The sequence below is a fragment of the Paenarthrobacter sp. NPDC090517 genome (assembly GCF_044769165.1).
Lineage (GTDB): Bacteria > Actinomycetota > Actinomycetes > Actinomycetales > Micrococcaceae > Arthrobacter.
The window spans coordinates 128,403-153,661 of the sequence record NZ_JBIVXN010000008.1 but is presented as its reverse complement, the minus strand read 5'-3'; the positions used below and the strand labels follow the sequence as shown (position 1 = coordinate 153,661).

29 protein-coding genes are annotated in these 25,259 nt (G+C 61.6%); 15 read left to right on the top strand and 14 right to left on the bottom strand.

Translation table 11 applies throughout. The features are described 5' to 3' along the window. On the top strand, positions 1 to 1,128 hold a 1,128-nt coding region (locus tag ACIQTW_RS20215; protein WP_402940811.1), incomplete at its 5' end, for an HNH endonuclease. A gap of 92 nt (positions 1,129 to 1,220) precedes the next feature. Here the strand turns inward: ACIQTW_RS20215 and ACIQTW_RS20210 are convergent. Next, positions 1,221 to 1,688, bottom strand: a complete 468-nt coding sequence (locus ACIQTW_RS20210; RefSeq protein WP_402940808.1) for a DUF4383 domain-containing protein — start codon at positions 1,686 to 1,688, stop codon at positions 1,221 to 1,223. A gap of 148 nt (positions 1,689 to 1,836) precedes the next feature. On the opposite strand from ACIQTW_RS20210, the gene ACIQTW_RS20205 reads away from it, so the two are divergent. Beyond that, positions 1,837 to 2,469, top strand: coding sequence for a TetR/AcrR family transcriptional regulator (locus ACIQTW_RS20205; protein WP_402940805.1), 633 nt, complete (start codon positions 1,837 to 1,839; stop codon positions 2,467 to 2,469). After that, complete coding sequence (locus tag ACIQTW_RS20200; RefSeq protein ID WP_402940802.1) at positions 2,466 to 3,047, top strand: hypothetical protein; 582 nt, start codon at positions 2,466 to 2,468, stop codon at positions 3,045 to 3,047. The genes ACIQTW_RS20205 and ACIQTW_RS20200 overlap by 4 nt, the downstream gene beginning before the upstream one ends. A gap of 18 nt (positions 3,048 to 3,065) precedes the next feature. Here ACIQTW_RS20200 and ACIQTW_RS20195 read toward each other — a convergent pair whose 3' ends face one another. The 3 genes from ACIQTW_RS20195 to ACIQTW_RS20185 form a co-directional block, all read right to left on the bottom strand. Further along, on the bottom strand, positions 3,066 to 3,401 hold the full coding sequence (locus tag ACIQTW_RS20195) for a hypothetical protein (RefSeq protein WP_402940800.1): 336 nt from the start codon (positions 3,399 to 3,401) through the stop codon (positions 3,066 to 3,068). Between the two features lie 52 nt (positions 3,402 to 3,453). Beyond that, complete coding sequence (locus ACIQTW_RS20190) at positions 3,454 to 4,572, bottom strand: hypothetical protein (RefSeq protein ID WP_402940797.1); 1,119 nt, start codon at positions 4,570 to 4,572, stop codon at positions 3,454 to 3,456. 177 nt (positions 4,573 to 4,749) lie between these two features. Next, positions 4,750 to 5,751: a LysM peptidoglycan-binding domain-containing protein gene (locus ACIQTW_RS20185; protein WP_402940794.1), complete on the bottom strand. Its 1,002-nt coding sequence runs from the start codon at positions 5,749 to 5,751 to the stop codon at positions 4,750 to 4,752. Positions 5,752 to 5,858: 107 nt separating this feature from the next. On the opposite strand from ACIQTW_RS20185, the gene ACIQTW_RS20180 reads away from it, so the two are divergent. The 4 genes from ACIQTW_RS20180 (at position 5,859) to ACIQTW_RS20165 (ending at position 8,702) form a co-directional block, all read left to right on the top strand. Then, the gene (locus ACIQTW_RS20180) at positions 5,859 to 6,374 is read left to right on the top strand and encodes a MarR family winged helix-turn-helix transcriptional regulator (protein ID WP_402940791.1); all 516 of its coding nucleotides are present in this window, start codon (positions 5,859 to 5,861) and stop codon (positions 6,372 to 6,374) included. Positions 6,375 to 6,462: 88 nt separating this feature from the next. Further along, complete coding sequence (locus tag ACIQTW_RS20175) at positions 6,463 to 7,944, top strand: MFS transporter (protein WP_402940788.1); 1,482 nt, start codon at positions 6,463 to 6,465, stop codon at positions 7,942 to 7,944. A gap of 287 nt (positions 7,945 to 8,231) precedes the next feature. Further along, positions 8,232 to 8,510: a hypothetical protein gene (locus tag ACIQTW_RS20170; RefSeq protein WP_402940785.1), complete on the top strand. Its 279-nt coding sequence runs from the start codon at positions 8,232 to 8,234 to the stop codon at positions 8,508 to 8,510. Then, positions 8,511 to 8,702: a YegP family protein gene (locus tag ACIQTW_RS20165; protein WP_402940782.1), complete on the top strand. Its 192-nt coding sequence runs from the start codon at positions 8,511 to 8,513 to the stop codon at positions 8,700 to 8,702. Between the two features lie 22 nt (positions 8,703 to 8,724). Here ACIQTW_RS20165 and ACIQTW_RS20160 read toward each other — a convergent pair whose 3' ends face one another. The 4 genes from ACIQTW_RS20160 to ACIQTW_RS20145 form a co-directional block, all read right to left on the bottom strand. After that, positions 8,725 to 11,079, bottom strand: a complete 2,355-nt coding sequence (locus ACIQTW_RS20160; protein ID WP_402940779.1) for a glycoside hydrolase family 65 protein — start codon at positions 11,077 to 11,079, stop codon at positions 8,725 to 8,727. A 31-nt stretch (positions 11,080 to 11,110) separates the two neighbouring features. Beyond that, a complete protein-coding gene (locus ACIQTW_RS20155) occupies positions 11,111 to 11,842 on the bottom strand; it encodes an HAD family hydrolase (RefSeq protein WP_402940776.1) in 732 nt (243 codons plus the stop codon). An 8-nt stretch (positions 11,843 to 11,850) separates the two neighbouring features. Further along, positions 11,851 to 12,852: a LacI family DNA-binding transcriptional regulator gene (locus ACIQTW_RS20150; protein WP_402940773.1), complete on the bottom strand. Its 1,002-nt coding sequence runs from the start codon at positions 12,850 to 12,852 to the stop codon at positions 11,851 to 11,853. 206 nt (positions 12,853 to 13,058) lie between these two features. Then, on the bottom strand, positions 13,059 to 13,676 hold the full coding sequence (locus tag ACIQTW_RS20145; protein WP_402940770.1) for an alpha/beta hydrolase: 618 nt from the start codon (positions 13,674 to 13,676) through the stop codon (positions 13,059 to 13,061). 26 nt (positions 13,677 to 13,702) lie between these two features. Between ACIQTW_RS20145 and ACIQTW_RS20140 the strand changes: the two genes are divergently transcribed. Together ACIQTW_RS20140 and ACIQTW_RS20135 are read left to right on the top strand one after the other, a co-directional pair. Continuing rightward, positions 13,703 to 14,143, top strand: a complete 441-nt coding sequence (locus ACIQTW_RS20140) for a helix-turn-helix transcriptional regulator (protein ID WP_402940767.1) — start codon at positions 13,703 to 13,705, stop codon at positions 14,141 to 14,143. 19 nt (positions 14,144 to 14,162) lie between these two features. Next, a complete protein-coding gene (locus tag ACIQTW_RS20135; protein ID WP_011773069.1) occupies positions 14,163 to 14,564 on the top strand; it encodes a VOC family protein in 402 nt (133 codons plus the stop codon). A gap of 93 nt (positions 14,565 to 14,657) precedes the next feature. Here the strand turns inward: ACIQTW_RS20135 and ACIQTW_RS20130 are convergent, their stop codons facing one another. The 3 genes from ACIQTW_RS20130 to ACIQTW_RS20120 all read right to left on the bottom strand — a co-directional run bounded on the left by ACIQTW_RS20130 (position 14,658) and on the right by ACIQTW_RS20120 (position 17,285). After that, positions 14,658 to 15,794: a glutamate--cysteine ligase gene (locus ACIQTW_RS20130; RefSeq protein ID WP_402940764.1), complete on the bottom strand. Its 1,137-nt coding sequence runs from the start codon at positions 15,792 to 15,794 to the stop codon at positions 14,658 to 14,660. A 39-nt stretch (positions 15,795 to 15,833) separates the two neighbouring features. Continuing rightward, complete coding sequence (locus tag ACIQTW_RS20125) at positions 15,834 to 16,292, bottom strand: hypothetical protein (RefSeq protein ID WP_402940761.1); 459 nt, start codon at positions 16,290 to 16,292, stop codon at positions 15,834 to 15,836. A 219-nt stretch (positions 16,293 to 16,511) separates the two neighbouring features. Next, on the bottom strand, positions 16,512 to 17,285 hold the full coding sequence (locus tag ACIQTW_RS20120) for a GAF and ANTAR domain-containing protein (protein ID WP_402940759.1): 774 nt from the start codon (positions 17,283 to 17,285) through the stop codon (positions 16,512 to 16,514). A 275-nt stretch (positions 17,286 to 17,560) separates the two neighbouring features. On the opposite strand from ACIQTW_RS20120, the gene ACIQTW_RS20115 reads away from it, so the two are divergent. The 5 genes from ACIQTW_RS20115 to ACIQTW_RS20095 all read left to right on the top strand — a co-directional run bounded on the left by ACIQTW_RS20115 (position 17,561) and on the right by ACIQTW_RS20095 (position 22,789). Then, the gene (locus ACIQTW_RS20115; protein WP_402940756.1) at positions 17,561 to 17,893 is read left to right on the top strand and encodes a hypothetical protein; all 333 of its coding nucleotides are present in this window, start codon (positions 17,561 to 17,563) and stop codon (positions 17,891 to 17,893) included. Positions 17,894 to 18,652: 759 nt separating this feature from the next. After that, positions 18,653 to 19,444 (top strand): DeoR/GlpR family DNA-binding transcription regulator, encoded by a 792-nt coding sequence (locus ACIQTW_RS20110; RefSeq protein WP_402940753.1) that lies wholly within the window; start codon positions 18,653 to 18,655, stop codon positions 19,442 to 19,444. Further along, on the top strand, positions 19,441 to 20,433 hold the full coding sequence (locus ACIQTW_RS20105; RefSeq protein ID WP_402940751.1) for a 1-phosphofructokinase family hexose kinase: 993 nt from the start codon (positions 19,441 to 19,443) through the stop codon (positions 20,431 to 20,433). Before ACIQTW_RS20110 ends, ACIQTW_RS20105 begins: the two co-directional genes overlap by 4 nt. Next, positions 20,430 to 22,445, top strand: a complete 2,016-nt coding sequence (locus ACIQTW_RS20100) for a fructose-specific PTS transporter subunit EIIC (protein ID WP_402940748.1) — start codon at positions 20,430 to 20,432, stop codon at positions 22,443 to 22,445. Before ACIQTW_RS20105 ends, ACIQTW_RS20100 begins: the two co-directional genes overlap by 4 nt. Positions 22,446 to 22,513: 68 nt before the next feature. Continuing rightward, positions 22,514 to 22,789 carry an HPr family phosphocarrier protein gene (locus ACIQTW_RS20095; RefSeq protein WP_402940746.1) on the top strand — a complete coding sequence of 92 codons (276 nt, stop codon included), beginning with the start codon at positions 22,514 to 22,516 and terminating at the stop codon, positions 22,787 to 22,789. Positions 22,790 to 22,900: 111 nt separating this feature from the next. Here ACIQTW_RS20095 and ACIQTW_RS20090 read toward each other — a convergent pair whose 3' ends face one another. Together ACIQTW_RS20090 and ACIQTW_RS20085 are read right to left on the bottom strand one after the other, a co-directional pair. Then, positions 22,901 to 23,851, bottom strand: a complete 951-nt coding sequence (locus tag ACIQTW_RS20090) for a DNA topoisomerase IB (protein WP_402940743.1) — start codon at positions 23,849 to 23,851, stop codon at positions 22,901 to 22,903. 41 nt (positions 23,852 to 23,892) lie between these two features. After that, a complete protein-coding gene (locus tag ACIQTW_RS20085) occupies positions 23,893 to 24,372 on the bottom strand; it encodes a Dps family protein (RefSeq protein ID WP_141283449.1) in 480 nt (159 codons plus the stop codon). A 309-nt stretch (positions 24,373 to 24,681) separates the two neighbouring features. Here ACIQTW_RS20085 and ACIQTW_RS20080 point away from each other — a divergent pair, with 309 nt between their 5' ends. Beyond that, positions 24,682 to 24,852, top strand: a complete 171-nt coding sequence (locus tag ACIQTW_RS20080) for a hypothetical protein (protein ID WP_017197102.1) — start codon at positions 24,682 to 24,684, stop codon at positions 24,850 to 24,852. Between the two features lie 110 nt (positions 24,853 to 24,962). On the opposite strand, the gene ACIQTW_RS20075 is transcribed toward ACIQTW_RS20080, so the two are convergent. Beyond that, the gene (locus tag ACIQTW_RS20075) at positions 24,963 to 25,187 is read right to left on the bottom strand and encodes a hypothetical protein (protein WP_402940739.1); all 225 of its coding nucleotides are present in this window, start codon (positions 25,185 to 25,187) and stop codon (positions 24,963 to 24,965) included. Positions 25,188 to 25,259 lie beyond the last annotated feature (72 nt).

Here is a 25,259-nt window from a genome sequence, read left to right as displayed (position 1 = left end):
TCGGGGCAGTTGAATGAGTGGCGGGCCACGCTGCTGGTCAAGGAGACCGCGTGTTTGTCTGTTGAGGACCGGGGCGCGGTGGATGAGGAGCTCGCCGCCGATACCGGGACCTTTGATGGTGCCGGGGATAAGGCGATCATCGCGGCGGTGAAGGCTGCCGCGTATCGACGTGACCCGCGGTCCGTGACGGGGCGTGCCAGCCGTGCCGCCGCTGAGAGGATGGTGAGCCTGCGCCCGGCACCGGACACGATGACGTACCTGACCGCGTTGCTTCCCGTGGCCCAAGGGGTGGCTGTTTACGCAGCTCTGTGCCGCGCGGCTGATTCGGCCCGTTCCAGCGGTGACGCGGTGTCTGGTGTTGTCCGGACCCGTGGTCAGGTCATGGCCGACACCCTGGTTGAACGCGTCACCGGCACACCCGGCGGGATTTCAGGGATCAACCTGGACCTCGTCATGACCGACCGCACCCTTTTCCAAGGCGACAGCGAACCAGCACGGCTAAAGGGCTACGGAATCGTCCCGGCCGAATGGGCAAGGGAACTTCTCCGTTCGGGACAAGCCAAACCGTCGACGCACGGCAGCACACCCTCCGGCTCCAGACACACGGACGCCGCGCGCGTACCCCAAGACGAAGACCCTGCCCAGGCCCAAGCCCAAGCCCAACACCAACCGGCGCCAGGCCACGAGCAATCAGCCCAGGACCAAGAGTTCACCGTCTGGCTCCGCCGGCTCTACACCGCGCCGGCCAGTGGAGAACTCCTGACCACGGACTCCAAAGCCCGCCTCTTCCCACCACAACTGAGACGTTTTATAGAAACCCGCGACGACATCTGCCGCACCCCCTACTGCGACGCGCCCATAAGACACATCGATCACATCGTCCCCTGGCACTCACACGGAACCACCACGCTCACTAACGCAGCAGGACTATGCGAAGCCTGCAACCACACCAAAGAAAACCCGGGATGGAAGAGTAAGCCGCTAGTCGAAGACGTGCACACTCTGGAACTCCGCACGCCCACAGGGCACACCTACCGCTCCAGACCCCCGCCCCTTCCGGGACATCGGGCCGGGGCAACAAAACAGCCGGCCGCAAGCGTGACCCTGCCCCGGTCAGCCTTCACTTAGCACCTGTGAGCGTTGCACCTGCACACGCAAACGGGCGGACCACCCAGCTGTCCGCCCGTTTGGTGTCATTGGGCCCCTAGGAGCGCATCGGATTACCTTCCGGTCACCGACCCCGTGCGTGTGTTGGTGGTCCGTCGGCCGAGCGCCAGGCCGAGTGCCAGCATGCCCACTCCCAAGATGAGGTGAAGCCAGTTGTCGGCGTTGTTGACCGGCACGAAATTCGCACTGGACTCTTGGTCGATGACCAGGCCATAGATCCAAAGGACGAGGTACACAGCGCCACCACCAATGAGGTAGTTGCGTGCCTGTCCTGGCGTACGGGCCATCAGTATGCCTGCCACACCAAAGAGCAGGTGCACGATGTTATGCAGGATCGAAACTTGGAAAATTCCCAACAACAGTGCGTCGGAATCGTGTCCCGCGAACGACAATGACTCGTAATTCGAAGTGATTCCAGGGATGAATCCCAGCACTCCAACGAGGAGGAATACCGCTCCGACGATTTGTGCTGCTCGTTGAATGGTTGATCGGGTTCCGGTTGGGCTATGGGTGGATGTCATGAGTTCTCCTCTATTGGCAAACGGCTCAAGATCCTGGTTGTCGCGACCGGAACCGCCTGCTCAATCCCAGTCAATCCGAAAATATCATAAGGCTACTTATTATCAGAAGAGTTTCAAACTAATACACTCGTGATATTTTGGAATGATGGTGAGGACAATCGACGGCGTGGAACGACGCCGAGTGCTTTCGAAGGCAGTGTGGAGCATCATCCGACGCGAGGGTTTCGAGGCAGCCTCCGTCAGGGCCGTAGCAGCAGAGACCGGACTTTCAACCGGCTCAGTACGCCACTTTTTCGCCACGCAGGATGAACTGCATGTTTTCGCGATGGAGCAACTCATTGAGGAGATGACCACGCGGGTGCGGGTCGCCTTGGAAACGTCACGGTCAAAGGCAGGAAATGCTCAAGCCTGGGATGCCCGCAGCACCCGCAAAGGTGCCCTTGCTGTCATGCTCGAGCTGCTTCCGCTGACCAAAGACCGCGAAGAACTATTTCTCGCCTATCTGCAATTCATCGTCAAGGCAACGGTCCATCCCGTGCTCCGACCTATGACCGTTCGGCTTGCGGATGAAACACAGCAGCTGGTGGAGCACTTGGTGCAGTCGTTGGTAGATACGGGCGCCGCCCGCCACGAACTCGATGTCCGGGCATCCGCTGCGGCAATGAACATGCTGCTGGACGGGATCACCCTCAGGCTTCTCACTGCCCCGGGGATGCTATCCGCCGAAGAAGCGATTGAGCTTGTCGAAAGCCTCCTGGATTCGTGGGAGATGCCGTCATGATTCTGGCTATCGTCGCAGCCGAAGTGCTCTTCTGGGTTTTCTTGCTCGGAGGGCTGGCCCTCCGCTACATTGTCCGGGCTCAGCGCGCGAGCACTATCGCTTTAACCGCCGTACCGCTCGTGGATGCGGCCTTGTTGACCTTCGTCATGATCGATGTTGCCAGCGGAGCCCCGCCGACGCAGGCCCATGCGTTGGCTGCAATCTATCTGGGGTTTACCATCGCCTTTGGCCACTCGATGGTCGCTTGGGCTGACGCGCGTTTTCGTCACCGTTTCGCGGATGGTCCGAAACCGAAGAAACCGCGGAAAGGGTCACGAGCAGAAGTTAAGGCCCTTTGGCTGGAATGGTTCCGCGCGATGCTTGCTTCGGGTATCGCTGTAGCCATGCTCGGACTGATGTTGGCCATCGAAGGGAGCGGAATACCTCAAAGTATTGATGCCGCGGCGGAGCACCCCTATTGGGCGACCATGGTCCTGCTGGGCACGGTTGTGGGTATCTGGTTCCTCGCAGGTCCGGCTTTTGCCGGCCGCGGCAAAGACCATAGCCAGGACGCCCGGCAACCCGAACGTCAGCTGTAGCCGGACGCCTGGCCTATGCTACGGTGCGCAGGCGTCCTTGAGGGCCTGAACCGACTCGGCCGGCACCTCGTCTCCGGCTTCCGCAATCTGGTTCAACGGCGTCGTAATTTCAGCGGGAACGCCGGCAGCACCAGCGGCCGAGACCAACCCGGCAAGCAACTGCTTGTCCTGAACGCTGACCAAGCCGTCCTGGACCACGGCGCAGACCTGTTTGGTCACTTCATCAGCGGCGGCCGTAGCCACCTTCGATGCGGCGTCGCTGGCTGCGCTTGTAGCTGCTTCCTCCACGGCTCCGCAGCCGACGAGCAGCAACATCAGGGGGACGGCGGTCAGGGCAGCAAGGCGACGGGTCATGAGTCAAGCCTAGCAACCGGGCCCCAGTCATCAGGTCGCCCTGGACCGCTGATCACTTCGCGATGAGCTCCTTGACGGGACCTTCGTGCAAAGCCAGATAGACGTCGTCACGGATCTGGTTAGCTTCAGGATCAGTCATTGTGCGGCCAAGAGGGCGCAGCACCAACCGAATCAGGGCGTTGGCCTGACCGGCAAGAATCTGAAGCCTTTTTCGAGCCGCTGGCGGCAGCTGGTTGTAGGGAGTTAGGGCCAGCAACTCAACACTTTCCAAATCCTCGACTCGACCAGCCAAGGCTGACCGGACCTTGTCGCCAAGCAGTTCAGCGTCTGCATCCTCCCCGATCACAATGGAGAGATCCCTTCTGATAGGAGGCATTTGGGACACAGGTTTCCACGGGGAAAGGTCAAGCATTTGCTGTGCAACGCGCGGGTCGGCGGACCTGAGCAACCTGATGTCCGGGATGCCCTTGCGAAGCATCAGGGCACGATCCAGTCCCATCCCTAGAGCCAGACCGGACCAGGTTCCGGGATCCAAACCTGCATCAAGGAAAAGTTGAGGCGCCATGAGCCCGCATTCGGCGAGCTCAAGCCAGTCACCGTTCATGAGGACGTCTATCTGCAAGCCCTTTTGCGTGTAAGGATGGACGGCCGGAACAGCGCGCCACTCTGCGCCCGGAAGCACGGCATCCACCAGCGAGCTGATCGTCTCCTGCAGATGGTCGGAATCCAGCGACTTGATGGAGGACAGGCGCCACAAGTCCACCTGATGGGGCGTCCCCACGTGGGTGCGGTCGATGGCGTCGCGCCGATAGACCAGACCCGGGATGGCCCAAAGCTCGTCCAACAACGCCTCCGGATCAAGCGAGCGCAATAGCGACGGGATGGACGCAGACGTGTGGCTGCGCAGCATGACGGTGGGGCTGACATACCGGGAATACCTTTTGTCACGTGTGACGCCTGCGGGACTGAAACCCAATCGATCGTAATTGTCGGCAACGCTGACCAATGGACTATTGCGAACTATTCGTTCGGACACATCCCATCGCTTGCGCAGAGCGTAAATCACGTCATGGAGTAAGGATTGCATGGCGTGTGGGCCATTGTCGGGATTCGAGAGGTCCCTGATGCGGAGGGCATCGTGAAGCTCTAAGGGGCTGAGATATGTGGTCATTGCTGGTCCTTGGATTGGATTGGGTGGAGGTTTCCTCCCCCGACTCACTCCGATGCCAGGACCTAGGCGCGCGCCAAGCAGCCCTCGCGACCGGAGGCCGGTCGGGGGCAAGTAAATCGACGCAATGAGAGCATGGGCCCGACTATACCGCCGCTCAGGGCACCGGCACAGAGACGACTACCTGTTGATTGGCTTGTCCAGGGCAAGACTGATGGTTTGCCCGGCTGCCAACTCTCCGGAGGGGGCATCCGTCAAGTCGTACCAGGATCCCTTGCCGGCGGTCAGCGGCCGGTTCGCTGCACGAATGTCAACCACGCTGAAACGGAAGGCAACCCGGCTCTCCCTGTCTCCCGCCGCCGTCGTGTACGTCAGGGGAATTCCGTCCGTGTCCGCCGTGAAGGTTCCACGGGCGCCGTCGATCGGCAGTTCGCCGGGGAACAAGCGCATCTTGGTGCCGGCGGGAATGGACTCTCCGGCGGAAAGGGCAGGGTTATACCTCAACAGCTGCTCGGTGGTGGATCTGAATTTGTAGCCGAGACTGTCGAAGGAATCGCCGTCGACAGTGGTGTAAAAGATCGGCTGGCCGAAGGAGTTACTGACTGTGGCGCCTGTACCGGACCTGCTGTCCACAGGGTTCTTCTGCAACTGGATAAGGTGCCCGGAGCGGATGAAGTAGGTGTTTCCTTGCTCGTGCACGTAAGGGACTTTGTTCGCTTCCGCCAACTGTTTTCCAGTGATTCCAAAGCGGTAGGTGATTCCGTCCAGCGTGTCGTCCGGTTCGATCATGTAGGTCAAGGGGATGCCCTGCGCATCTTCAGTCGCCGTCCCCATGGCACCGGGGGTTGGAGCCGCTGCGGGAATCAGTCGAAGCTTGGTCCCGGCCGGGACCGCCGCGCCGGCCGTTAGTCCATTGAATTCCGCAAGTTTTGCACTGGACAAGTCAAAGGACTCAGCCACTTTTGCAAGCGTGTCACCGTCGGCTGTGGTGTAAAAGTCCACATTTCCGAACGAATCGGTGACTGTTGCCCCTTTAAGGGCCGCGTCTTCGACGGCGGCAGGTGCCGCTGGCGCACTGGTCACCGGAGACTCCGGTTCGGGCGATTCTTTCGTGGGCATGCAGGCGACCAGTCCTGCGGACAGCACCACTGCGAAAAGGACGGATCCAACAGCAAATTTCATGACTTCCCCCAAAAGCACCCGCTTCACAACGGGTGAACTGCCAAATAAACGTTCATGACGACCCTAGCGCTCGGCCAGCCGATACACACCGCACCTATGCTTGACGGATGGGAAAAAAGCCAGTGGACCATGTGGCGTTGGCCGTCTGCATGATCGATATCTCGTCCGACATCCGGCGTAAGTCCCTCAACGAAACAGGCCTCCGCCCCATCTCCAACGGCGTACTGGAGATCCTTAGGGTCATAGAAAGCCACCCTGGAGTCACCGTTGCTGAGGTGGCCGCTCGCCTGGGCAGGCAACTGAGCAATGTAAGTGTCCAGTTGCGCGAGTTGGTGGCTGCCGGCCTGGTCACGCGGGTTAAGGATGAGGCGGACAAGCGGTACGTCTCCCTCCACCCCACGGACGAGTCCAAGCGCATCAAGTCACTCCTCGAGGGCGCATGGGCTGATGCACTGACGAAAGCCAGCGAACGGTTGCTCCCGGAAGAGCGTGAAAAGATCGCGGCCAGCCTGCCCGCCTTGGAGAAGTTGGCTTTGTTCCTTGCGGAACCCGAACAGGCACGAGAACAGGCACCGGAACCCGCATCGAAACCGGCCCGGACGCCACAACCAGAACGCCACTAGGACATAAGTCACGCCCTCGCGGCTTACACGAACCCCCAAAAGTACTTATACTTTCATAAGTATTACTACTTTCAAGAATGGGTGACGCGTGGCATCACAACTACTCGAGACGCCGGGCTCTTTGGGTCAAGGCAGCAAACAAGGCGAGCACAACAAGAAGGGGATCGGCTGGCGCGCCCTCCCCTTCCTGGCCTTGGCGCAGTTCATGGTTGTCCTGGACGGCACCATCGTGAACCTGGCACTCCCCCGACTCCAGATGGAGATGGGCATCAGCGACTCGACCCGGGCATGGGTGGTCACCGCCTACGCCCTGGTCTTCGGCGCTTTCCTGCTCCTCGGCGGGCGCATCGCGGACTTCTGGGGAAGGAAGCGGACCTTCATCACAGCCTCGGCAGGCTTCGCCATCGCGTCCCTGATCGGTGGACTTGCGCAGCAGCCGTGGGAACTGATTGGAGCCCGAGCGCTGCAGGGTATCTTCGCAGCACTACTCGCACCGGCGGCGCTGGCGCTCCTGACGGTTGCATTCCCGGGAGGCAAGGACCGCGGAACCGCGTTTGCCATCTTTGGCTCCATTAGCGGGGTAGGCGCGGCGGCCGGAGTCCTACTCGGCGGTTTCCTCACCGAGTTCGTCTCTTGGCGCTGGTGCTTCTTCGTCAACGTCCCCATCGCCGTCATCGCCCTCATAGGCGTCTGGACCTTGGTGAGTGAAAGCAAGGCCGGCGGCTCCACCAAATACGACTGGCCCGGCGTCGTTCTTGCCGCACTGGGGCTGGGCTCCCTGGTCTACGGCTTCGCCAACGCCGAGCATGGCTGGGGTGCTATCGAGTCTTGGGGCTTCATCGCCGCAGGTGCGGTGTTGCTGGGACTGTTCGTCGCCGTCGAAAGCAAAGTCAAGAATCCGCTGTTGCCATTGCGCGTAGCTACGGAACGCAACCGTGCAGCAGCATTCCTGGCATCATTCCTGGCAGGAGCGGTGCTGATTGGCGGCATCCTGTTCATCAATTTCTATCTGCAGATCGTTTTAGGCTTCGCGCCGTTTGCCGCAGGAATCGCGTCGCTGCCCATGACCGTGGTGCTGATCATCACCGCGGGCCTCGTTGCGAAGAACCTACCCAAGCTGGGCGCCAGGGTCCCCAGTGCACTTGGACCCGTCTTCATGGCGGCAGCCATGCTGTGGCTCACCCAGGTCACGCCCGAGGGCAGTTACACGGTGAACATGCTGCCCGCGCTGGTGCTGATGGGCATCGGTCTTGGAATGGTCTTCGTCCCCATGCAGAACCTTGCCCTGTTCGGAGTGAGCAAGGACGATGCAGGCGTCGCGAGCGCACTGGTTAATGCGTCACAGCAGATCGGCGGCTCGCTGGGCATCGCCCTGTTCAGTGCGATCGCGGCCGCAGCCACAGCCGCAGTCGGCGGCGGGACACTGGCCGCCCTAACCTCGGGCTACTCATTGGTGTTCCTATGGGCGGCAGGCGTGGCGATACTGATCGCCCCGGTTGCCTTGCTCCTCATCAGGATCGACCGCAAGACCTTCAGCGGCGCCGAGGACACTCCCCACATCCATCTTTGATGGACGCAGAGGCGCCGCCACCCCGTACGGGGCGGCGGCGCTTTTGCCATGGGTGGCGGTACTTTAAATTACGACGGCGGCTAACTCGCGTAATGATTGACATGACATAACTCACATTCTGTAAGCTAATTTCATAGTCACGCAGCCGGCTTCCTTCGCACTCATCAGGGAGGTCCGCTTTGGCCCCCAATTCCCTCAAGTCAGAGATTCTCCTGGCCCATGGGGTCGCACCTTCTGCGGCCAGCGTTGCTCGACGAAGAGCAGCCGCACACCATGGAAGCCATGGTGTGTCCAACAAACCCGACGCCCTTCTCGGAGCCATCGCCGTCAGGCAGCTGTTTCACCGCTGGCCGTTGGTGCCATCACGGGAACTGGAACGGATCCGCCATGTGCTCCTGCACTGCGACCAGCTAGGTTCCCCCGACACCCACCACCTGTCCGAGCCGGCCCAAGCGCTGCTGGATCTGATCAACAGCGAGTTGGAACGGCGTCGAAACGCCGCGGCTCCGCCGGGGACGCCAGGGGCAAAGGCGCCCGCAGACGTTCCGGAGCGGGGTGCCGCTTAGATGGCCGGACATTTTGAACTGTTCGAAGAATCCGGAGGTGATTGCCGCGTCCGGCTCGTCGATGGCGACGGGACGGAACTCGCTCTCTCCATCTGTTTCCACGACAAGGATTCGGCAGCCAAAGCCATCTACTCGTTACGGGAGATCGCGGCGAGTGGCCTGATCGAGGACCACACGTCGCGGGCATCCTGAAGAGCGCCGCGGCACCGGCGATTTACCGGATAATCGGCAGGCCTGCCGTCGGGAAGACGCTGGGAAAGATCGACGGCGGCGGGACGGGTACGGTGTCCAACGGCACCGTGACCGTTTCCGCGCTAACCGTGACGTCGTAACCCCGCACGTCAATCCGTAGCGGCTCGTCACTGTAATCCCCACCGGGTACGAGCGTCAGGGCGATGGAACCTTGGGAAAGGTCCACGGCCAGCAGGCGTCCCTGCACCTTGAGCCGGAAGGACAAGCCTTCCCACTCGGAGGGCAGGCGAGGATCAAAGCGCAGCACCTCGCCCTGGTCCCGCATGCCTGCGAAACCGCACACCAAGGAGCTCCAGATACCGCCGGTGGAGGCAATGTGGACGCCGTCGATGGTGTTGCCGTGGGAGTTGTCGAGGTCGATGAACAGTGCCTCGGTAAAGTGCTTCAGCGCGACGTCGCCGTATCCAACCTCGGCAGCCATGATGCCCTGAACGCAGGCAGACAGGGTGGAGTCGCCGGTGGTGATGGGATCGTAGAAGTCGAAAGCGCGCTGCTTTTCCTCGGCCGTGAAGTCCTGCCACTGCAGGAACATGGCCAGCACGGTGTCAGCCTGCTTGAGTACCTGGTGCCGGTAAATCACCAAGGGGTGGAAGTTCAGCAGCAACGGGTACTTGGACTTGGGTGTGTTCCAGTCCCACGGCTCCAGAGTCATGAAGTCGTTGTCCTGGCTGAAGACTTCCAGGTGGGGGTCGTACGGGAGCGACATCCGCTCGGCCGCCTGCCGCCACACCATGCGCTCGGTTTCGGCTATCCCCTCGTGTTCCAGCGCGGCGGCGGCTCGCAGATTGAAGCGCGCCATGACGTTGGTGTAGAGGTTGTCGTTGACCACGGCCGTGTACTCATCCGGGCCGGTGACGCCGTGGATGTGGAACATTCCGTCTTTGCCGAAGAAGCCCAGCGACGCCCACATGCGTGCTGTTTCAATCAGCAGGTCTGCGCCGAGTTCGCCGCGGAAGGTGTCATCGCCACTGGCCCACTGGTATCGGTTGGCTGCGAAGGCGATGGCCGCCGCAATGTGGAACTGGGCTGTGCCGGCGGCGTAGTAGGCACTCGCTTCGAGGCCGTTGATGGTCCGCCACGGGAACAGTGCGCCGTCCACGCTGAGCTCCTTGGCCCGGACGCGCGCATCAGGCAGCATCGCGTGGCGCGATTCCAGCACCTTCCGCGCACCGCAGGGGTTGGTGTAAGTCAGGTACGGCAGGAGGTAGACCTCTTGGTCCCAGAAGTAGTGGCCCTCGTAACCGGAACCGCTCACACCCTTGGCCGGGATACCCGCAACACCCGCCCGGGCAGTGGCCTGTGCCAACTGGAACAAACCCCAGCGCACCGCCTGCTGCATCTCCGGCTGGCCGCCGATTGAGATGTCCGCGGTGGTCCAGTATTCGGCGTAATGCGCCTTGCTCTGGGCCAGGATGTCGGAGAACGACACCAGGTTCGCTTCGGCCTCGGCCGCAAGGCTTTCCCCACGGTCTTCGGCGTCAGAGGAGCCGGCAACCACGTAACTGACCGACTTCTCCAAACGGAAAGTGTCGCCGTCGTGAATGGCCAAAACGTAGCGGACGGACGATTCGTCCTCCGCCACCAACGTCTCGAAGGGCTGGCCTTCGGCCGAAATCCAGTGATCAACGGCCATGGCGACGCGCTGGCGGGACTCGGACGTTTCCCATGCCAGGCGAAGCGAGCCGTCGGTGCCCTGGAGGTGCAGCGGAAGCAGGACCCGGCCAGCGTGCCGGCCCGAGCGGCGGGGGTCGTGGACCGAGTGGTCCTCCACAGGCTGATCCTGGCGATTCACGACACCTGAGGTGATGTCCGCGGACACGTCGCGGTCAGCTGTCAGCGACAACTCCAGGCCAAGACATCCGCGGGAATCGAAGCCTACGGCGCGACGCTCCACTGTGGTGACGGTAGCGCCCGAGCGGCAGGCCCAGGTGATGCTTTCCTCGTACACGCCTGTGGAAAAGTCGACGCTGCGGTGGTAGTCCGTCACCGTGGATTCGGCAAGGCTCAGGGCTTCGCCATCAATGGAGACGGTGAAGTTGTTGGCGTCAGGCACGTAGACGATCCGCTGGCCGGTCCGGGCAAAACCATAAGCATTTTCGGCGTGCTTGATGTCCCAAATCTCATGGAAGCCGTTGATGAACGTGCCGGGAAGTTCGCCGTCCCCGGCGGTCGAGTGCGAGCCTCGAATACCAAGGTGACCGTTGCCAAGCGCGAATAGCGTTTCCAGCGTTCCCTCTTCACCGGGGACGTGGATATTCTCCACGAGCTTCCAGGGCTCGCAGGGGAAGCGAAGCCGATCGGAGCTGATGAGTGCCATGGGCTGTTGAAATCCTTCGAAAAAAGTAGGGTCAGAGAAGATCGTTGAGGTCGTCTACTACCAGGGTGGCGCCGGCGTCGAGCAGCGTTTTCCGGCCTGCCCCGCGGTCCACGCCGATCACGGCGTAAAAGGCAGCGCCCGCGCCGGCCTGCACGCCGGACACTGCGTCCTCAACCACGATGCATTCCTCCACAGGCACGCCCAGCAGGCTTGCTCCATAGACGTAGGTGGCCGGGTCCGGCTTACCGGGAAGTCCGACGCCGGCAGCAACCTGGCCGTCGACGACCACCTCAAAGTGGTGGTCGAGCCCGGCAGCCTTCAGTACCGCAGGCGCGTTGCGCGAGGAAGACACCACAGCCACCTTGAGACCCAGCTCCACTGCAGCGTTGATGAACTTCACCGAGCCCTCATACGGCTCAACGCCGCGGGAGTTCACGATCTCGTTGAAAATCGCGTTCTTGCGGTTGCCCAATCCCTGCACGGTTTCGTTGTCCGGGTGGTCATGAACCGGCCCTTCGGGCAGCGTAATGCCGCGGGACGTCAGGAAGTCACGGACGCCGTCGAAGCGAGGCTTGCCATCGATGTGATCGAAGTAGTCGCTCTCCCGGTATCCCTGAGGGTGGCCTGTAGCGGCCAGGTAACCGTCGAAAAGTTCCTGCCACGCCTGCTCATGCACCACGGCAGTGGGCGTCAGCACGCCGTCGAGGTCGAACAACAACGCCGAAGCGCCAGTCCAGGCATTACGAAGATCAGTCATGTGCATTGTTCCGTTCAGCGCTTGTGGCGCGTGGTCTTGCGTTCGATGAGCTTGGTATCGAGCAGGTGGTTGGAGGGTTGATGGGGGGATTCAGTATTCAGCAGGCGTTCACACAGCAGGTTCGCTGCGAAGGCACCTTGGTCGGCAACGGGTTGCGCCACGGTGCTCAGGCCCAGGAACCAGCTCATGGGGTGATCGTCTATGCCGATCACGGAGACGTTCTTGGGCACGGAAAGGCCGTGTTCACGCAGCGCCATCAGGGCACCGAACCCGGCCTCGTCACAATGGGCGAACACCGCTGTGGGCCTCCCGCCGCGGGTCATGAGTTCAGTCATTGCCCGCCTGCCGTCGTCGATGCTTGGCCCGGTTCCCACCACAAGGTCCGGGTGGACGGTGAGGTGGTGATCATCCAGCGCACGTTTGAAGCCACGGAACCGTGGAGTCTCAGTCACAACGGGGTGTTCATTGCTCGAGAGAACGGCCAAGTCCCAATGGCCCAGCCCCAGCAGGTGTTGGGTAGCCTGCCAGGCTGCGTGTTCGTCATCGATACCTACATTGTCCCACGGAACATTTCGCATGCCCACGCTGGCTACTGCCAGGCCGCAGGCTTTCAACGCTTCCACCTCTTCGGGGGCGAGGTCAATATTGAGCAGCAGCACCCCGTCCACTCTTTGCGTCAGGTTTCCGAGGTCCGCAAAGAACTGCTGCCGTACGCTGGCCTTGTTGCGCAGGCTGATCAGGACTGTGTCGTAGCCGCTGTCGCCGAAGACTTCCTCTGCTGCCTCTACCGCCTGGGCGAAGAACCAGGCAGTGGCTGTCGGAGCCACGATTGCCACCGAACCCGTGCTCCCACCGGCCAGCCTTGATGCTGCGGCGGAGGCTTTGTAGCCAAGTTTGCTGGCGGCTTCGGCCACCTTTCGCTGGGCTTTTTCAGAAACGTTGGGGAGGTTCCTGAGGGCCCGTGACACCGTGCAAATAGACAACCCGGAAAGAACGGCTACGTCCTGGATTGTCACTCTGTGAGTCCTAACCATGCAACACGGCCTCAACCCTTTCCATCCTCGCCTGACGCCTTGGCGTGAGTCCCTAACCGGGACACCAGCCAAAAGTGTAAGCGCTTACAATTTTGTCATTCAATAGAGTGTGGCCGAATGCGATATTGTGACGCGAATCTCGCCGAAAGCTTGATTCCGAGGCCTTGATGCCTTCTAATCCTTAGGGCTTAACCCAAGACGTAGTACTTGAGGAACGCGCTCACATCCACCAGTTCCGGCGGCTCGATCCTGTGTCCCATCCCCGGATAGGTGCGCGCCGTAAGTGCGACGTTGGCGTTCAACCACTCCTCGGTGTGGGCAATGGCGTCCTCGTTGATGACCGGATCGGCCTTATCCCGTCCCCAGAAGAATGGTGGCGGGGCGTCAAATGACTCACTCAGGGCCAGGAGATCGTTGTCCAGGACGAACCCGGACAGGCCGACAGTTGCCTTGAACGCGTTGGGCCGCAGACGGAGGAGCGTGCTTGCCATAGCCATGCCCTGCGAGTAGCCCAGCAGGCTGATGCTGCTGTGGTTGTCCTTGACGGAGTTGATCCAGTTGAACACCGAGTTGGTGGACGCGATGACATCCGCGAAGTCGTTGGTCAGGAAGTAGTCCAGCAGGAACCAGCCGTAGTGGTCACCAATGATCTTGGGGCCGCGAAGTGCCGCGCAGGTGAACTCGCCCGGAAGGTGCGGGAAGAGGTCCACCATGCGCTGCTCGCTGGTGCCATACCCGTGCATCATCACCAGCAACGGCGTGCCCTTGCGCTGGTTTTCGGGCTTCGACCACACCACTGATTCCATGGGCACGAGCCTAGTAGACTGTGCCCATGACTCCGCAGGAACTGGCCAACCTGGCCCATCTGCGGCGCGCCCGCGACTTCATCGATCGCGCATACGCGCGTCCCTTGGACGTGCCCACAATGGCCGCCGGCGCTTTGATGTCCCCCGCGCATTTCTCCCGCCAGTTCAAGGCCGCCTACGGCGAATCGCCATACAACTACCTCATGACCAGGCGCATCGAGCGCGCCATGGCCCTGCTCCGAGCAGGAACAAGCGTGACAGATGCCTGCATGGAAGTCGGCTGTACCTCATTGGGCTCGTTCAGCACCCGTTTCACGGAGATTGTAGGAATCAACCCCAGCGAATACCGGGCCCGGGAGCACCACGCAGTGAAGGCGATGCCCAACTGCATCGCGAAACAGCACACTCGCCCTGAAAGAACCGGGAATAAGAACCTGAGCAGGATTGAAGAAGCGCCCGCGTCCTAGCTGCAATAGCGTGTGATTCATGAACATTTCATTGAAGTACGCACACGTCACTGTCAACGATGTCGATGAGTCGCTCGCCTTCTACCGGGACGCCCTGGGTTTTGACGTTCGGAACGATGTCGGCTCCGACGGCCAGCGCTGGGTCACCATCGGCAGCGATGCCCAGCCTGATCTTGAGCTGGTCCTTTCCCCGCCGCATGCAGGCCGCTCACAGGCCGACGGCGACGCCATCCAGGAACTCCTCACCAAGGGCGTCATGCCCATGCTCGTATTCACCACGGATGACCTCGACGCCACCTTCGAAAAGCTGCGCGCATCCGGCGCCGAGGTACTCCAGGAGCCCATCGACCAGCCGTGGGGCCCGCGCGACTGCGCCTTCCGCGACCCCTCGGGCAACATGATCCGCATCAACCAGGGCTAACCATCCTCGCCGGGTTCGCAGCCCGAAAGCACGACGGCGGGACGTCACCATGGGCACCCACGGCGACGTCCCGCCGTCGTCGTTCTTCTGTTGTCAGATACTAATCAGGCTGGCATCCGATCGCTCGCCGCCCTGATGCGTGGATGTGATTGCCGCAGTCACGACGTCGGACAGCCGCAGCCGCCGGCCATAAGCTTGACGCTGCAGCCGCTCGCCGGTTCCTCGCCGGAGGATGTTCGCCACCCCTGTCCGCGCGAGTGCCAAATCTCCGGATTCCGTCAGCGCCCGCCGGATGTGCCGGAGCAGCGCACCGGCCACATCAGCGGCAGCATATGGAGCCTGCTCCAGGGGGTGCAGCAGCTGGTTGTTGACGCCGAAACGGCTGGCCTTCCAGTTGGCCATGCGGATCACGGGCGTCAAAGTGCTCGACGGCGGTTCCCCCTTGCGCCACTCGCTTGCCGACGTTTCCACAAGGGCACGTGCGAGGACCGCAATGGTGAGGGCGTCTTCGGCGTAGAGGCAGACGTCCGCAATCCGAAGCTCCACCGTCGGGTGTCCCCTGGACAGGCGGGCGTCGAAGTAGATCATGCCTTCATCCAGTGGAACTCCAGTCCCCAGCAACTCTGAAAGCACCGCCCGGTATCCGTCCGCCGAGCCGAAAACATCCATTGGACCTGCCGTGGGCCATCTGTTCCAGATTTGCGTGCGGTAACTGGCGAACCCCGTGTCAGCGCCCATCCAGAACGGGGAATTCGCGCTCAGCGCCAAGAGGACCGGTAGCCAATGGCGCATCCGATCCAGCACTGCAACGCCCTCGTCCTGCGACTCGATGGATACATGCACATGGAACCCGCAGGTGAGTTGCTCACGGGAAATCAGGCCAAATTCCGTGCCCATGGCGGCATACCGCTGGTTGCCCGCAGTGGGCGTGGCATGGAAGACGGGCGGGGTGGCCAACGCGGCAACCCGTGCCCCGACTATCCGGGCAGCAGAGTCGGCCAACGCCCGCCCGGCGCGGATCTCGGCCTTCAGTTCCTTGGCGGTCCGGCAGGGCAGGGAGTTGACCTCAATCTGTTCCTGTTTGAACTCCGACTTCAGCGAAGGCCCGTCAGGGTTGGAGTCCTCACCTTCGGGGGAGGCCACATCCAGGATGTCGGCGGCCAATGCCAAGGGCATGCCGTCCACTGGATCGGCAATAAGCAGTTCCTCTTCGACGCCAAACGTACGCATAGCCGCCCCTCCCCGCGACGAGTTATTTAGAGACGGCGGTTATCCAACGTGGCGCGGAACCTCCATTTGGAAACCGCAACGGCAGTGGAGCACCTGCGTTTGCAAGTACACCTCAAGGAGGCTCGGACTGTCCGGATCGTCAGTGGTCCGGGGCGCCTCGATAACGCGTTCCGTGGGGCGTCCCAAGGTCATGGGATCACCGCAGTGCGTGCAGCTGAACCAGAGGCCCGCTGCGGACGTGGAAAGAAATTCACTCTGGATGGCGGGTATCAAGGCATCCAGGCGGACTGCATGGGCGTAAAACGTATCGCATTCGCTACAGGTGTAGCTGACTTCGACGATCTCCGACTGATTCGGCGTTGCTTCCACAACCGTCTCTACAAAAACGTAGGAATCAGTATTGCAAACGGTGCACCAAGGGCGTGCTCCGGTATCGGCAGTTGCAGGTGCCCGTCCACTTGCAGGCTTCGGGGCGGGAATCGGGGATCCAAGCGTCATTGCCATTCTCCTTTTACTCCTTCAAGGAGCCTGCATGGAGGCACACTGTGAGCCGGCCGAAAGGGGCCACGGCTAAAAAGGTGCAGTTCTTGGACCATCCGGGATGGTACAACTCATGAGGCTCCAAGGGCTATCTGCTTAACCCATGTATGAATGTAGTTCACTAGTGGCGCCCGTCACAAGTGATGGGGTTGCTGCCTACCCCTTATGCGCGCGCTTTTACGCTTCGAAGTGCGCCACGGGAGATTCGTTGGCCACGCTCTTGACGATAGTCTCTGCCACGTCCCGTAGCTTCTGGTTCCGGGTGCTCGATGCCTTCTTGAGGATTTGGAACGCTTCCTCCTGCGTACAGCGGTTTTGGCCCATGATGATTCCACTGGCGAGGTCGATCACCGTGCGGGTCTGCATGGCTTCCTGCAGATCGTCAGCGTGCTGCTGCTTCACGCCAATCCGTACAGCCAAGCGCAGTGAGCGCTCGGCTTGGCTTGCGTAAAGTTCACAATTACGGATGGTGGCGTCATCGAATGCGTGGGCTTGCGGGGCGAAGAAGTTGAGGGCGGCCGTGGCTCCTTCGTCCAGTTCCAGAGGCACGCACAGTGCCGAAAGATGCCCCCGCTCGGCAATGACGGTGCAGTACTCCGACCACCTTTCTTCGGTTGAGGTGTCGGGAACATGCTGCGTGCTGTGGCTTCGCATGGCTTCGAGGCAAGGACCGTCCCCGTAAGCCTGCTGAACTTCATCGATCAGTCGGGCTTCATGGGTGCTTCCAGCTACCGTGGCAGTACGGCGGCGCCGGCTGAGAGTGATGCCGCAGAGCACGTCCATGCCAACGGCCTGCGACACGGCAGAAGCCGAAAATACCGCGAGCTCATGTAGAAAACCGCCCACATCTTCGCTGTCTATCACCAGGTCCTGCAACTGCTCAGGCACCGAAACATCGTCGGGCGCGGAGACAGCATCAGGCGCCGCAAAATCAACGTTCATTTCGTCCATGCCTCATTTTACGGTCGCGCAGGCCCAACTCGTCACCCGATCGGCGATGGAATCAGAATCCTTGCATCTGGCGTGCACCTATGTGCACAATCGACCTATAGTCCACATCACAGGACTCAGGTTTTCCAGCTCATGCAGACGGGCACCCCGCATTTTTGATGCAGAGGTACAGACCCATGTCGGCTCAGCCAGCGTCCAGAGTCCCGGACGAAGCACATCAACCACCCGATGAACCGCTTTGGTGCTCTCGCTGCAATACGGACCAGCACCTTCTGGTGAACTCCATTCAGTCGCACTACCCACCCGCGCCCAACATGGTGGAAGTGGCGTACGAATGCCATGTTTGCAGGTACTCCTACGAGCACGTTGCTTCCGTGAGGCGCGTGGCTGCGGTACTGAACCGCCCTGGCACCCCTCAAGGCGTGCTGCAGTTCGGCGGTCAGTATCTCCACTGCGGCGAACCGATGAAAACCAAAAGTTGCGAGCTTCGCAGGGTCCAGGCGCCCCTGGTCCTGACTCCGGGAGCGCAGCTGCGGATGTACGAGGTACTTATCAACACACGCATCCTCGGGTGCCATTGCGGCTTCCGCATGGAAATCCCGGACTGAGATTGGGGCGACATGGGGAGCAGAGCCATGACGAGCAGTGCCAACAATTCTGAAGCTACCGGGAGGGATAGCATGCACGCAGAATCGCAACAAAAAGAGCCGTCGACCACAGGTGGAAAGCTGGGGAAGGTGGGCAAGCGCCGCCTCCCCGATCCGCCGGATCCGGACAACCTTCCCATCGATTACCCAGGCTCGGGGTGGGACTCCAGCGGGTATCCCTCAACCGTTCCCGGAAGCCTTCGGCCCCAACACTCCACCCACCGGCGGAGCGCCTGATCATGAGCGAATTCCCCCCGGACCCCTCGCATCCCGATCCCACCCGTGAGCCGGGTCCCACTCCTGAACCCGTTCCCTTGCCGGAACCAGGGCCGCCGCCCGTCCCGGACCCCACGCCGGGACCCACAGTGCCCTCGCCACCGACCCCGGGGCCATCAACACCGGGAGAACCCCCTGGCCTTTTGACCTAGCCCACGCCGGCAAGGAAACCAGACAGGTTCACTCCATAGACCGGATCCCGTATTTATCCCCCAGTCGGGGTCCGAACGAGGGCGTGCCGCGCTACAGGGAGCGCGGCACGCCCTTTTCGTGCGCCTGGAGTCTTGTGTCGACCAAACTTATCCACATCAGCATCTGTGTTTATGTTGGTTTCTATTGACTTCCCAACATAAACAAAGATAGAGTCAAGCAATTCCACATCGTTGTGACAGCAGTCACTGATGTGGCTGCACTGATAAGCAGATTGACCGCTATGGAGGGTAAGTGTTCGCCGAAGAACGCCAGCAACTGATCTCCGCACTCGTCGCAGAGCGCGGACGGGTGAGCGTCACTGACCTTGCCGACCGTTTCAGCATCACCACTGAGACAATCCGCCGCGACCTCGCGGCCCTTGAGGTTTCCGGGAACCTGAGGCGCGTTCATGGTGGCGCCGTCCCCTCTGACCTCCTAAGCACCCGAGAGGAGAGCATCCTCGAGCGCGCCGTTCAGCGTCAGGTGGAAAAACTTCGCATTGCTAACGCGGCACTCGCCCTGATCCCGCAACTCACCACGGGCAGTGTCCTCCTGGACGCGGGTTCCACCACCGAAACCCTCGCCGACCTGCTGGCCCAGCGCACGCCGCCGGCCAACGGAAATGATGAGCTCGTGGTCATCACGCACGCCATTCCCATCGCCGGCAAGCTCTCCTCCACGCAGGGCATAGCACTCCAGATCCTTGGCGGGCGTGTCCGCGGACTGACGCAGGCCGCCGTCGGGCAGTCAACTGTGGAGGCAGCTCACAAACTCCGCCCGGACATCGCCTTTGTTGGTGCCAACGGCATCCATGCAATCTTCGGGCTCAGCACCCCGGATCCCGAAGAAGCCGCGGTGAAAGCCGCTTTCGTCACGTCAGCCCGCCGTGTGGTGGCCCTGGCCGACTCCTCCAAACTGGACGCCGAAACCCTGGTCCAGTTCGCCACCCTGAAGGATGTTGACACTTTGATCACAGACAGCGAACCGTCCGCGGAACTCGCAGCAGCCTTGGCCGATGCCGGCGTCGACGTGGTGATCGCATGATCATCACTTTGACCGCCAACCCCAGCCTGGACCGCACCGTTGAGCTTCCCGGCGCCTTGGCCCGCGGCGAGGTTCAGCGCGCGGTGGCAGTCCACCAGGAATCCGGCGGAAAGGGTGTCAACGTTTCACGGGCGCTGGTTGCCTCCGGTCTGGACACTCTGGCAGTCCTTCCGGGCGCTGATTCGGATCCTGTACTTTCAGGGCTGCACGACGGCGGCGTACCGTTCGCGGCGCTGCCCATCGGTCAGGCGTTGCGCAGCAACGTCACGCTCACCGAACCGGACGGTGTCACCACCAAGATCAACGAACCCGGCCCGGAGTTGAGCGGAGAACAGCAGGAAGCCCTGATCGGGCTACTGCTGGAACGCTCCCGTGGCGCCAGCTGGGTGGTTCTCGCGGGTTCGCTCCCACCAGGAGTGCCCGCGGATTTCTACGCCACCATCGCTCGTCGACTCCGGTCGAACGCGGACGGAACGGCCGCCCCAAGCATCGCCATTGACTCCTCCGGGGCGCCGCTCGCGGCCGCCTTGGTAGGCGATGCCGCGGGAAAGCCCGACCTCCTCAAACCAAACGCGGAGGAGCTCGCAGAGCTTGCCGCCGCCGCCGGTTTTACCAACGTCTCCACTGCTGACGAACTGGAAGCGGATCCGGCCAAAGCCGCTGAAGCCGCAGCCGCCGTCGTCGCCAGCGGTGTAGGTGCCGTTCTCGCAACACTCGGGTCCAAAGGAGCAGTCCTGGTGACGGCGGACGGAGCATGGTTCGCCACGCATCCGCCCATCAAAGCCGTCAGCACGGTAGGCGCCGGGGACTCTTCATTGGCCGGCTATTTGCTGGCTGCAACCCAAGGCGGCTCTGCGCAGGACTGCCTTCGTCAAGCCGTGGCACATGGTGCCGCTGCTGCTTCGCTGCCGGGCTCCACTGTCCCGGCAGTCCACCAGACAACCCCCAATGCCGTAACCATCACGGCCCTCCAGAAGGACTCACAGTGACCCAGCTGATCACACCCCAATTGGTCACCCTCGACCAAAACCTGGGCGACTCCCCTGCCGACGTCATCCGCGTCCTGGCTGGCAAAGTTGCCGCCTCCGGCCGTGCTTCCGAGGTTGAAGGCCTCTTCGCCGACGCCTTCGCCCGCGAGCAAAAGACCGCAACCGGTGTCCCCGGCGGAATCGCTATTCCGCACTGCCGCTCCGCTGCCGTCCAGGAGCCTGCCTTGGCCATGGCGCGCCTGTCCCACAAAGTGGACTTTGGTGCCAAGGACGGCCCCGCTGACCTCATCTTCTTCATCGCAGCCCCGGACGGTGCGGACCAGGAGCACTTGAAGCTGCTCTCCAAGCTGGCCCGTTCGCTGATCAAAAAGGACTTCACTGCGGCTCTGCGTGCGGCAGCCACGGAGCAGGACATTGTGGACCTTGTTAACGGTGCACTGGCCGACAAGCCGGCCGCAGCACCTGCGGAGGCTGCGCCCGCGGCCGCTGCCACAAGCACGACGACGACTGCCGCGCCCAAGCGCATTGTGGCCGTGACCGCTTGCCCCACAGGTATTGCACACACGTACATGGCTGCCGACTCGTTGGTTGCCGCTGCAAAGGAAATGGGTGTTGACCTTCAGGTCGAGACCCAGGGATCCTCCGGCGCCAAGCCGCTTGACCCGGCCGTGATCGCAGCAGCCGACGCCGTGATCTTTGCCGTCGACGTGGATGTTCGCGGCAAGGAACGTTTCGCAGGCAAGCCCGTCATCAATGCACCGGTCAAGCGTGGCATCGATGAGCCCACCAAGATGGTCCAGGAAGCACTTGCAGCTGCTGACGACCCCCGGGCCCGCCGCGTTCCCCATGCCGGCCCTGAAGAGCAGGCTGAGCGCGATGCGGAGGAGAAGGGCGAGCACATCGGCCAGAAGCTGAAGCGAGCACTCCTCACCGGCGTGAGCTACATGATTCCGTTCGTAGCCGGCGGTGGCCTGCTGATTGCCCTGGGCTTCCTGCTGGGTGGTTACGACATCACCGAGGTGGCCGACAAGGTGGTGGTGGAGAACAACTTCGGCAACCTGCCCGAAGGTGGTTTGGCGATCTACCTGGGTGCCGTTGCCTTCAAGATCGGTAACCTGTCCATGGGCTTCCTTATCCCGGCCTTGGCTGGCTACATCGCCTACGCAATCGCTGATCGACCGGGTATTGCGCCCGGCTTCGTTGCGGGCGCCGTAGCCAGCTTTATGGACGCAGGATTCCTCGGCGGCATCATTGGCGGTCTTCTGGCGGGTTACATCGCTTACCTGATCGGGACGTGGCAGGTACCGCGCTGGCTCCGTGGCCTGATGCCCGTTGTCATCATTCCGCTGCTTGCCTCAATTGTTGCTTCCGGTGCGATGTTCCTTGTCCTGGGCGGCCCCATTGCGGGCCTCACCGCAGCTTTGAACGGCTGGCTCACGGGCATGAGCGGAGCCTCCGCCGTGGTTCTCGGCATCATCCTTGGCCTCATGATGTGTTTCGACCTTGGCGGTCCCGTCAACAAAGTTGCCTACGCCTTCGCGGTGGCCGGACTTACCGCCGGCAGCTCCGACAACCAGGCACCCTGGCTGATCATGGGTACCGTGATGGCTGCGGGCATGGTTCCGCCGCTCGCCATGGCTCTCGCCACGGTCCTGAACAAGAAGCTCTTTACCCTCAACGAACGCGAAAACGGCAAGGCAGCCTGGCTGCTGGGTGCCTCCTTCATCTCGGAAGGTGCCATCCCCTTCGCCGCAGCTGACCCGTTGCGCGTCATCCCGGCCAGCATGGTGGGCGGCGCCCTCACCGGTGCACTTTGCATGGCTACAGGAGTAACCTCCCAGGCACCACACGGCGGCTTCTTCGTCTTCTTCGCCATCGGTAACCTGCCGATGTTCATCATCGCCATCGTCGCCGGAATGGTGGTCAGCGCCCTGGCCGTCATCGCCCTCAAGCGCTTTGCAGTCAAGAAGGCGGTGGAAGCGGAACCCGTTCCTGCTACTGCCAGCGTCTAGGGCCACCACGGTCTAGACTTCCCACAAGCAACCCCCACCACAGCCACCCTTCACAAAGAGGAGCACCAATGCCAGAACGTACAGCCACCATCGCAAGCCGCGTCGGCCTCCACGCCCGCCCGGCAGCCATTTTTGCCGAAGCAGCCGGGGACCTGGAACTTGACGTCACCATCGCACGCCAGGGCGAGCCCGCGGATGACGCCATGGACGCCGCGAGCATCCTGTCACTGATGAGCCTGGGCGCTTCCCACGGCGACGTAGTAGTCCTGCGCGCCGAAGGTGAAGGTGCGGATGCGGCCTTGGACAGCTTGGTCAAGATCCTCGAAACGGACCACGACGCCTAAACAAGGGATACACAAACCCCTCGGCAACACTGAAAGAGCCTGTCAGCACCCGGATATGGGTAATGGCAGGCTCTTTCAGTGTCTGTTGCCGTCTCTCACCACCGGCTAGGCCTACTCTCCGTTCAGGAAGGCCGCAACAGACGCCTCAGTGGGCTTCACTTCCTTGAGCTTGCCCGAGAGGTAGGCCTCGATGATCCTTGGGTCGACGTACGATGAGCGGGCCACCGACGGGGTGTTGCCCAGCAACTCCGAAGCTTCCTTGATGGCCCGCACTATCGCTTGGCGTGGTGTGCCCTTATGTCCGGACTTGATCAGGCATAGGGCCGCAGCCGCAGTGCCCTTCCACGTCCGGAAATCCTTGGATGTGTAGGCTTCGCCGGCGATGCCACGCAAGTATTCATTGATCATGGACGCGTCAACGGAAACCCAGGACCCGTTGGCTTGGTAGGCCAACAACCGCTCTTTGCGGGGCCGTTGTGCGAGCGGTTCCAGGAAGGCTGCCAGCCCGGGGTCGTGGATGGATGTGTCCCACAACTGGCCGCTCTTACCGGGGAACTTCAGGAAAACATCCTGCCCTTCCACCCGGGCGTGGCGGCATCGGAGTGTGGTGAGCCCATAGGAGCCATTCTGTTTCATATAGATCTCGGAGCCGACGCGGAGCGCACCGAGATCCATGAGCCGTACCGCAGCGGCGAGGGTTTGTTGCCTGGGATCTTCGGTGTTCTGCAGCTGCACCGTGACGTTGCGCCGAATTGCGGGAAGGACAAGGCCCAACTTGGCTGCCCGAAGGAACTTCTCGGTGTCCTTCCGTTCCCGCCACCGGGGATGGTAGATGTACTGGCTGCGTCCTGCACCATCAACCCCGGTGGCCAGAATGTGGCCGTGCTCGTAGGGGCTGATCCAAACATCCGTCCACGCAGGCGGGATCGCCAGCGCATTAATGCGCTGGCGATCCTCTTTGCTGACCAGGCTTCCATCCGGATGCCTGTAACTGAAACCTTTTCCTACCTTGCGGCGGACGATGCCGGGCTTGGACAGGTCACTGCGCTTAAGCCTGGGCACGGTTCTTCCGCCCTACTCGTGATCGAACCGGTCCGGTAGGTCTAGGCCTCGTCCGGATCAGTCACGGCCGCGCCGGCGTTCATGATTTCGGCGTTAATCATCCACACCAGCTGCTCAAGGCGGGAGATGAACGCGTGAAGCAGGTCCGCCGTCGTGGGGTCTTCCTCGTCCACCTCGTCATGGACGTCGCGCATGGTCTGGACTGCACGCTCCACGCGGTCAGTCACCAGCTTGACGGCGTTCTTGGTGTTGACCAGGCCGGCCGGGAATTCCTCCAAACGAGTGCCCTTGGCGATGGTTGCACTGCGTCCGTCCGGCAGGGCGTGGAGCGCACGCATACGCTCAGCAGTGTCATCAGCGAACTGGCGGGTGGCGAGGACCAACTCGTCCAACTGGAGGTGGAGATCGCGGAAGTTCGGTCCCACAATGTTCCAGTGGGCCTGCTTCCCCTGGAGCTGCAACTCGATGAGGTCGGTCAGGACGATCTGAAGGTTGTCTGCAAGCTGCTGTGACGCTTTCATGTGTTCCTCTCATGGACGTTCATGTGAGCCAAAAACCCGCCGCATAATGTCTGCGACTACTGCCCAATCATCAGGTGACGACTGCAATAAGCCTTTCATAAGGTTGCTTAGTAGTACAATGAGGAGTGTTAGTGTTCACGACTGGCGAACTTCACCACATGGCGAAGACCGGTATGTGATACACGAAAAGGCACTTTGAGGCCGTGGAACGCCTCCAAGTACCGGCATAACTCAATCGAAGTAAATCGGAATGCATAGTTTGGAATCGGCGATTCATCAAAGATTCCCCCAGAAAGGAATGTGCTGACCATGAATACGCTTCTGATCATTGCTGGTGTAGTAGCAATTGTTCTTCTCTTGGTAGGCGGCTTCACCGAAGCCCTGAGCTGGTTGCTGTGGGTAGGCGTCATCCTCCTCGTCATTGCGGCCATCGGCTGGTTGCTGAGCTTCATGTCGGGTCGCAGGGGACACACGGTATAAACCAAACCCGGACATACCCCTCCCGGATCCAGACGGCCAGGCCCTAAGCACCTACAGACCGTGAGGGCTGTTCCCACCACTGCAAGTGCGCTGGGAGCAGCCCTCCGGCATCACCCGTCGCCGTCGGCGCCTTTGCCGGTCGCTGAAGGTGGCGGGGCCGCATCAGGGTCCTGAGGTGTCGGGAACTCGTCACCGAGGGTGTCGGGTACTCCCTGGGCCGGCCGTTCCGGCGTCTCGCGTTCATCACCCTGACCCGGCATTTCCTGTTCCGGGGTAGGGGTGCCGTAGCCGCCGGGTTCGCTCTCCGGGTCTACGCGGTGTTCGTCCTGGCTCATTGCTTCCTCCTTGGAAATCCGATGAGGCCCCGATAGAAAAGATCGAGGAATGCTGACAGTTCGACCGTAGTC